We start from the raw sequence: 7,476 nt of genomic DNA on the forward strand, positions 1-7,476 counted from the left end.
GCAGACCACCTGTCCTACGCGGAGCCCCGCCCCCATACCCCCACTTCACCCGAACCGCTTGACACGACCTCCCGGCGCTTAACTACGCGGCATTGGGTCAAGGGGTGGTGTTCTCCAGGGCGCGGCGAGCCAGGGCGGCGAGGGCTGCTGCGAGGAGGGCAGGCAGCAGCAGGGCGGTGGGCAGGGTGGTGATGCTGGCGAGGGCGCCGATGAGGGCGGGGCCGGTGAGCAGGCCGAGGTAACCGGTGACGGAGACCGTGGCGACGGCCCTTGGACCGTGGGTGCCGGCGGCAGTGATCAGCGAGGGGACGGTGCCGGACAGGCCGAGCCCGAAGACCGTCCAGCCGGCCAGTGCCGCCGGCACAGTGTCGGCGAGGACGCCGGTGGCCAGTCCGGTGGCCGCGAGCAGTGCGCCGACGCGGACCACTACGGGGGCGCCGAAGCGGGTCGTGAGCCGGTCGCCGGTCAGCCGGCCGATCGCCATGCCGGTGCTGTAGAGGGCGAAGGAACTCGCGGCGAGGGCCGTGCCGGCGTGAAGGGCATGCACATGCACGGCGGCCCAGTCGGCTGCTGCCCCTTCTCCCAGCAGGCTGGCAGCCGCGAGCGCGCCCAGCAGCCACACCCGCCCCGGCGTGCGGTGCCGTCCCTCGTGGGGGCTCAGGGGTGCGGGGTCGGTACCGCTCAACGTCAGAGTGCGCGGCACGGCCGCGAGCACGCCCACTGTCAGGGTGGCACCGGCTGCCAGGAACAAGGTGCTGTGGGCTGTGCCGGCGGTGGCGGCGGCCAGGGCGGCGCCGATCAGCGCGCCGATCGAGTACGCGGCGTGCAGGGACGACATAATGGGCATGCCGTAGGCGTTCTGGCAGCGGACCGCACCGGTGTTGGCGGCGACGTCCAGGACCCCGTGCGCGGCGCCGAAGACCAGTGCTGCTGCGAGAAGCGAGGCCAGAGTCCGGCATTGGCCCAGCAGGGCGAGTGCTGCCGCCAGTGCGACAGCTACGCCGATCAAGAGCACGGGAAGGCGTTCGGGCCGGGCGAGCCGGCCTCCGGCCTGCAGCCCGGCGACCATGCCGGCAGCGGCGGCAAGCAGGACGAGGGAGAGACTGCCGGTCGTCAGGTGGGCGGCGTGCTGGACGGCCGGCATCCGGGCGCCCCAAACAGCCATCTCCACACCCAGACCGAGGAAGTAGCCGGTCAGCAGGACCCGGCTGCGCCGGAGGGCTACGTCGCTGTGGCTCATGCAGGGTGCCCGCCAGCGACACGCTCGTCGGCCGGGAGGGGCTGTACGTGGATCCGGGTACGGCGGACTGCTTCCTCGGTGCGGGCCTGTGCGAGGTCCGCGGTGGGCGCGGTGGTGATCAGGTAGCCGATCCGCGCGGTCCACATGTTGCCGCCGTCGGCCGGGAGGAGCAGTTGGTCGCCGACCTGGTGCTGGAAGTGCACGCGCTCCAGCCAGTGCGGGCTGGCGCCGTCGAAGCCGAGGTGGAGCAGGGTGCCGGAGGTGTCCGGGTAGAGCAGCTGGATGGCGGCGGCCGAGGACCTGGTCGGGGTGAGGTCGGGGGCACGGCCGCAGGCGATGTCGGCGGCGGCACGCGGCAGGTCGATGCCGGTCGCGAGCCGGACGAGGTGGCCGATCATGTCGCCGCCGATGCGGCCGTTGACCTCGATGAGCCGCGGCCGGCCGTCGACCAGGCGCATCTCCACATGGCTGACGCCGTCGGTAATCCCCAGGGCGCGGATCGCGGCCTGTGCGACGGGGGTCACGACGTCGAGCAGCGGGTCTGCGGCGTCCACGCAGTGGGCCAGTTCCTCGAAGAAGGGCGGAGCGCTGACTGTCTTGCGGGTGACCGCGACCACGGTGGTCTCGCCGCGGTAGGTGACGCACTCGACCGACACCTCGGGTCCGTCGAGGTACTCCTCCACGAGCACGCTGGTGGATTCCCGCCCGAGCCCGGCCGCCTGGTCGGCGAACGCGAAGGCAGCGGTGAGCTGGTCGGGGGTGTCGGCGCGGATCACGCCGATACTGGCCGCGTGCGCGGCGGGCTTCAGCACGAACGGGTAGCCGATCCGCTGGGCCGCCGCCTGCGCCTCGGCCAGGGTCCGCACGCTCACCGAAGCCGCCGATGGCACGCCGTGCCGCGCGAACAGCGCACGGGACGTGGCCTTGTTGCGGCACGCCTGCATGGCCTCCGGGGCAGTGGTGGACAGGCCGAGCTGGCGCGCGAGGCGGGCCACGGGTACGAGGTACCACTCGGTCCAGGTGAACACCCCCGCCAGGTCGTAGCGTTCGGCGAGCATCCGGCCGGCGGCGGACAGCGCGGCCTGGTCGGCCGGGTCGGAGACGACGACGCAGTCGCGCAGGTACGGCACCTCCCACGTGGGCTCTTCGTTGGTGATCAGGACTACGTCGTAGGCGGCGGCCACGGACTGAAGGCAGTACGCGCGGTATGCCTCGGCCTCCATGTCGGCTGCGGCAACGACGAGGACGACGGGGCGGTCGAACAAGAGCAAGCTCCTTGGATACGGAGGATGGAAAGGTGCGGAGAAGGCGAGCGGACCGCAGTGGCACGGAGACAGCTGTTGGGGCGGCCCGGAGGGGCGGGGTCCCGGGCCGAGGCCGTTCACGCAACCCGCGCACTGACAGGGCCGCGTGGACGAGGCGGCCAGCCCGGCGGTCGTCGGCGGGCAGAGGGCGCGAAGGCGGTGCAGAGGGAGGGATGTCAGGCAGCGCGGCGGCGGCGCAGCTCGAACACGCTGACCCAGTGGGGGTGGGTGTCGATCAGGTGGCGGGCGTAGAGGGAGGTGAAGTTGTTGTTCAGCCCGGCGACTCCATGCGGGAACTGGCGACGCAGGTGCTCAAACAGGTCCTCAAACAGGTCCTTCAAGCTGACGCGAGTGGCGCTGGCGGCCAGGCGGCGGGCGGCCATGCGCTCCAGGGCTCGGTAGGCGTGCGGGTTGCGGGCGTCGAAGCGTGGAACTGTTCGGTGATGGTGCGGCCGGTCGCGCGGTACGACCCGAGGGCGGCTATGGGCATGAAGTTCGGCTCAGGCTGGGGGCGCAGCAGGATCAGGTGCGCAGGGTGGGATCCGTCCGCAGGCGGGCGAAGGCGCAGAGCAGACCGAGGGCCTGCAGGGCCGCGCAGACGGTGATGACGGGGCCCAGCGCGTCGGGCGGGGTGAGCGCGGTGAGCACTCCGGCGGCGGGGAAGGGCAGCAGGAGGATGAGGATCGTCGCCGACAGGGTGCTGCCGAACTTGTCCGGCGGGATCAGGCGGGAGCGCAGGGTGCGCAGGACGACCGCCAGACCACCGTCGGCTGCCATGAGGACCGTGACCAGGACGAGGTAGGACCGGTAGTCGGGGGCCTGGGCAGCGGCGAGACAGCCGAGCGAGGCCAGGGCAGCGCAGGTGGCGCCAACCGGCCACAGGCCGAAGCGGTCCAGAGCGAACCGGCAGAGCGTGACGCTGAGGAGCGTCGCTGCGGCAGCAGCGGACCAGACCAGGCCGACAGCGGTGGTGGACTGCCCGAAGTGCTGGACGACGATCACGGGTCCGGCCGCCTGGAGAAGACCGGTGGCCAGGTTGGACAAGGTCAGCCCGGCCACGAGCCAGCCGAGCGCGGGCAGCGAGCGGACAGTGCGCCACCCGGTGAGCAGTCCGGCACCGGACTGCCCCTTCGGCGCACGGGCCGGTGCCACGGACGAGGGCGGGGTGCGCAGGGCGAGCAGCGCGGCAATCAACGAGAGCACAGTGATCACCGCGAGCATCGACGGCGGACCGGCAAGCAACATCACCCCGGCGAGCGCCGGACCGGCCAGGGTCGCCGTCTGGTCGATGCCGAGCAGCACGGCCTGGACACGGTGCGCCCGCCGTCCCGCTCGGCGTCCGGCGGCGGCGCCCGCCGTCTCGACCGCGATATAGCTGAACTCGGTGAGTACGCCGGTCTTTGCCGCCAGCACCATCACGGTCACGCTCGCCACGGTGCCCGCCGGGTGGAAGTGGAGCAGGACCGCGCCGGCGGCCAGAGCCAGCGCCCGGCCCAGGGCGGCCAGGTGGAAGACCACCGCGGCACCGTGCCGGTCGACAACCGATCCGGCCCACCCGAACGCAGCCAGCCGCGGGATCCACTCCAAGGTGAACGCCACGCCTGTCAGTGCCGCGGAGCGCGTGGTGGCCAGGACGAGCAGCGGGATGCCGTAGGTGGCCATCGCGAACGCCAATGCGTCCGCCGTGCGCGGCAGGTAGATACTGCGCATCAGCCCGCCGGTGTGACATCCGAACCGGGGTGTGACCGCTGTGCTCACGCGACCGGCCCAGGTTCGGACACCCTGGCCACTTGGGAGTTGTCGGCCAGCCACCGGTTCAGAAGCGTGCGGAGACGGGCCAGGCCCGCCTCCGCACCGTCGGGGCGCTCGGTGGTGAGCGATGGTGCCAGGAGGTCGAGGACGCACTGGATGCGGCTGCTGAACTCGCAGACGGGGGCCGGGACGGCGTGAAGTCGAGCCCAGCGGGCCATCGCGTCGTACAGGTCGGCCAACTCCGTCCCGGCCTGGGTGAGTTCCAGACCGGCCCCGGGCGTGATCCGGATGAGACCGTGGGCGCGGGCCGTGTCGGAGGCGCTGCGCAGTTGGTGCGTGGAGAGGTCGGGCAAGGTGGCGGCCAGCCGTCGCGGCGGTATGGCGCCGTTGTCGTCGATCTCGGTGACCAGGCGGACCAGGGGCCGCGAGGCGAGGAGTTCGACAGCGCGCAACGCTTCGGCAGAGGTCATGGCGATGCTCATCGGCGCGGGCCTCCCGCCGGGATGGCTGCCTTCGGGTGGGCGGTCGCGGCGTGCGAGAAAAGATCCCGGCTGTGCCAGGCCGGAGGGGACTGGGGTGTCCGAGCGGGTGGGAGTGCCGTGGGGGCCGGCCTCGACTGGCTGCTGATCCACGGCCTCGGCGCGGGCTTCGCCTGCGGGTGCCCCCAGACCGGGTGCTGGGCGGCCTGGGTGAGGGGCTGCCCGGCGGACCAGGCGGACAGGGCGCCGAGCACGGCGCCCAGGCCATCACCAGCTGCGGACAGCCGGTAGGGCCGGCCCATGCCGTCGGTGTCGACCAGGCCGTCGGCGACGAGTTGCCGCAGCGGCGGGTAGATGTTGGTCCAGTCGCTGCTGGGCATCACGATCCGGGCCAGGGCCCGCCCGCTGACCTCCGCGCGGGACTTCAGCACCCACAGGATGGCGGCGGCGTGCCGCCGGGTGAGGAGGGTGAGGCTGTCCTCGATCTGCTCGATCGCGGGCAGCGGGCCGTCCGGCGTCTCCAGATACTTCTCGGCCCAGGTGACGATCGTCGGCAGGACCAGCAGCAGGGCAGCGCCCCGCTCGGTGTGGCCGTAGGTCACGTGCCGTGCGTCGTGTTCGGTGCGCTCGACCAGACCGGCGTCGCACAGCGACGTGAGCTTGGGGTGGAGCTGGCCGTTCTGGAGCCAGGACATCTTGGCGGCCAGTTCGCTGTAGCGCAGCGGCGATCCGGAGAGGGCCAGGAGGATCCTCACGTTCCAGCGCGGGGTGATCATTGCGAGGGCCTCGGTGACCCGGGCGATGTCGGCGTCGGTGTCAGGGGGCAGAGCGGCGGGGGCCAAGGGAGGAGCTCCTGGGTGATGGAAAGGGGGATCGCCTGCAGGGTCAGCGGCTGTGCACCGGGCTCGGCGCCGCAAGAGGCGGAGCCGGGGCAGGCGGTGAGGGAGCCGGCGGGCCAGGCGTTGGGGCCGGGACGCGGGCCAGGCTCTGCAGGACAGCGGTGACCGAGGTGGCTTGGACGTCGCGGACGGCGACGGCTTCGGCAAGCCGGCGGATGCCGTCGAGGAGGTGGGACACCTCGTGCGGGCCGATCTGCCGCTCGGGATGGACGAGCCGGGCGAGGTTGCCGCGGTGGACGTCGATGCTGCGCTCGGCGAGGGCGAGGCCGTCGTGCATGCCGAGCAGGGCGGAGAGCATGCCGGGCGGCTGGTCGCGTGCGCGGGCTGCAAGGTCGGCGAGCGGTGCGCCGTACAGGTCCTCGATCCGTCCGGCTATGTCGGTGGACGTGGGGCGGGGCAATCGGGGGCTTTCACGGTCGGTGGGCCCGGGCCGCCCCGGCACCCGGCGGTGCCGGGGCGGCGGAAGAAGGGACGGCTGCGGTGGTCTTGAGCTGTGTGGTGCGGACGGGACGGGCCTGGTGGGCGGGCGGGGGCATGGTGCGCAGCAGCTCGCCGAGGGCGGCGCGGTAGCCGTCGCGGGCCTCCAGTGCTGCCTCCAGCCACTGCGCGTCGAAGCGGAGCTGGTCCGCCGACAGGTCGCCCATGTCGCGGTCCGGGTCCATGTCCGCGTGCACGCGGTCGCGTATGCGGGCGACCTGCTCCTCCGTCAGCGCCAGGAAGGAGCGCAGTTCCAGGGCGCGGGTGAGCGCGGGTGAGGCATCGTGACCGACAGCCGACGCGTACAGCTCCGAAATCGGGGCTCCGAAGACCTCCTGCAGCTCGTCGTCCATAGTGCTGGCCCTGTCCCGGCTCAACGGACGGGCCTTCCCGGCTGCCTCGCCGACGCCGGTGCGGGTGTGCCCGCAGGCCGGTGGGGGGCGCTGGTCTGCACCGCCGGCCCGGTGCGGGGGCGCGGGCGCGCGAGGCGTTCGGCGGCGGGGTCCTTCTTCCCCGGAGCGTCCGGGTCGAGGAGCCACCGCACGACCATGGCCCGGCCGTCGCGGGTGGTGACGGCCGCGTTCACGCTGTGGGCGAGGCCCATCGTCGGGTCGTCGACCTCACTGGGCTGTGTCTCCAGCGCGGCAAGAAGGTCGTCCTCCGCGTGGTCGAGCACGGACTGGGCCTCTGCGAGGAGGCCATGCCACTTGACGACATCGGTGGCGGCAGGATTTGCCAGGGGCGCGGCGGCGACCGCGGCCTTCAAGCGGGCGATGTCCATGCCGAAGCGCGCTTCGATTCGTTCGGTGAGGACGCCCAGGACATCCTTGACGTCATCGGATATGCCGTCGGACAAAGCGAAGACTCCTGTTCTGGGAATTGGGGTGGAGCGCATGCGGAAAAAGCCTCCGAAGAGACATAGGGATTGCGTGGATTGGCGCTGCGGGGAGGTTGTCCCGGCGGCTATAAGAGTCCGGAGAATCGCCGGTTTGGCTAACCGGCGATCGTCGGCTATGTTGCGCCGTCGGCGTCGGGCCGAGCGCTCAGCGCGAACGGCCGGGCGGTCGCGGGGCAGGGGCCTTCGCCACTCCGGCCGGGCGGCTGGCGGCGGCCGTCGGACGGACCGGCGGGAGAGGACCGGCCTCGCCCATGAGGCGGTCCTCGCACCACTGCAGGGCCTCACCGACCGTGTCGAAACCGCCCTCGCGCAGGGTGTGCGTCCACGTCTCGGTATCGACCTCTTCGACCACGACACGGAACGGCGACGGGGCACGCTCGTCCAGGGCTCGCAGAGCCACCACGACGACCATGTCGTCCGGGTCGTC

8 protein-coding genes and 2 pseudogenes are annotated in these 7,476 nt (G+C 72.3%); all 10 read right to left on the bottom strand.

Going from position 1 to position 7,476, the window contains the following annotated elements:
• Positions 1-97: 97 nt before the first annotated feature.
• Entirely contained in the window at positions 98-1,240 is a 1,143-nt protein-coding gene (locus tag ABZ646_RS35220; RefSeq protein WP_360528251.1) for an MFS transporter, read from the bottom strand.
• Positions 1,237-2,463 (bottom strand): ATP-grasp domain-containing protein, encoded by a 1,227-nt coding sequence (locus tag ABZ646_RS35225; protein ID WP_360528271.1) that lies wholly within the window; start codon positions 2,461-2,463, stop codon positions 1,237-1,239. Before ABZ646_RS35225 ends, ABZ646_RS35220 begins: the two co-directional genes overlap by 4 nt.
• Before the next feature lie 257 nt (positions 2,464-2,720).
• Positions 2,721-3,034, bottom strand: a pseudogene (locus ABZ646_RS35230) (hypothetical protein).
• A 32-nt stretch (positions 3,035-3,066) separates the two neighbouring features.
• Positions 3,067-4,302, bottom strand: a complete 1,236-nt coding sequence (locus ABZ646_RS35235) for an MFS transporter (protein ID WP_360528255.1) — start codon at positions 4,300-4,302, stop codon at positions 3,067-3,069.
• On the bottom strand, positions 4,299-4,766 hold the full coding sequence (locus tag ABZ646_RS35240) for a regulator (RefSeq protein WP_360528257.1): 468 nt from the start codon (positions 4,764-4,766) through the stop codon (positions 4,299-4,301). The genes ABZ646_RS35235 and ABZ646_RS35240 overlap by 4 nt, the downstream gene beginning before the upstream one ends.
• Positions 4,767-4,774: 8 nt before the next feature.
• Positions 4,775-5,617: a winged helix-turn-helix transcriptional regulator gene (locus ABZ646_RS35245; RefSeq protein ID WP_360528259.1), complete on the bottom strand. Its 843-nt coding sequence runs from the start codon at positions 5,615-5,617 to the stop codon at positions 4,775-4,777.
• Between the two features lie 43 nt (positions 5,618-5,660).
• Positions 5,661-6,074: a hypothetical protein gene (locus tag ABZ646_RS35250; RefSeq protein ID WP_360528262.1), complete on the bottom strand. Its 414-nt coding sequence runs from the start codon at positions 6,072-6,074 to the stop codon at positions 5,661-5,663.
• A 10-nt stretch (positions 6,075-6,084) separates the two neighbouring features.
• Entirely contained in the window at positions 6,085-6,528 is a 444-nt protein-coding gene (locus tag ABZ646_RS35255) for a hypothetical protein (protein ID WP_360528265.1), read from the bottom strand.
• A complete protein-coding gene (locus ABZ646_RS35260; RefSeq protein WP_360528268.1) occupies positions 6,525-7,007 on the bottom strand; it encodes a hypothetical protein in 483 nt (160 codons plus the stop codon). The genes ABZ646_RS35255 and ABZ646_RS35260 overlap by 4 nt, the downstream gene beginning before the upstream one ends.
• A gap of 187 nt (positions 7,008-7,194) precedes the next feature.
• Positions 7,195-7,476, bottom strand: a pseudogene (locus tag ABZ646_RS35265) (hypothetical protein); the annotation flags it as partial.

Origin of the sequence: Streptomyces sp. NPDC007162, assembly GCF_040634175.1 — a bacterium.
Classification (GTDB): Bacteria; Actinomycetota; Actinomycetes; order Streptomycetales; family Streptomycetaceae; genus Streptomyces.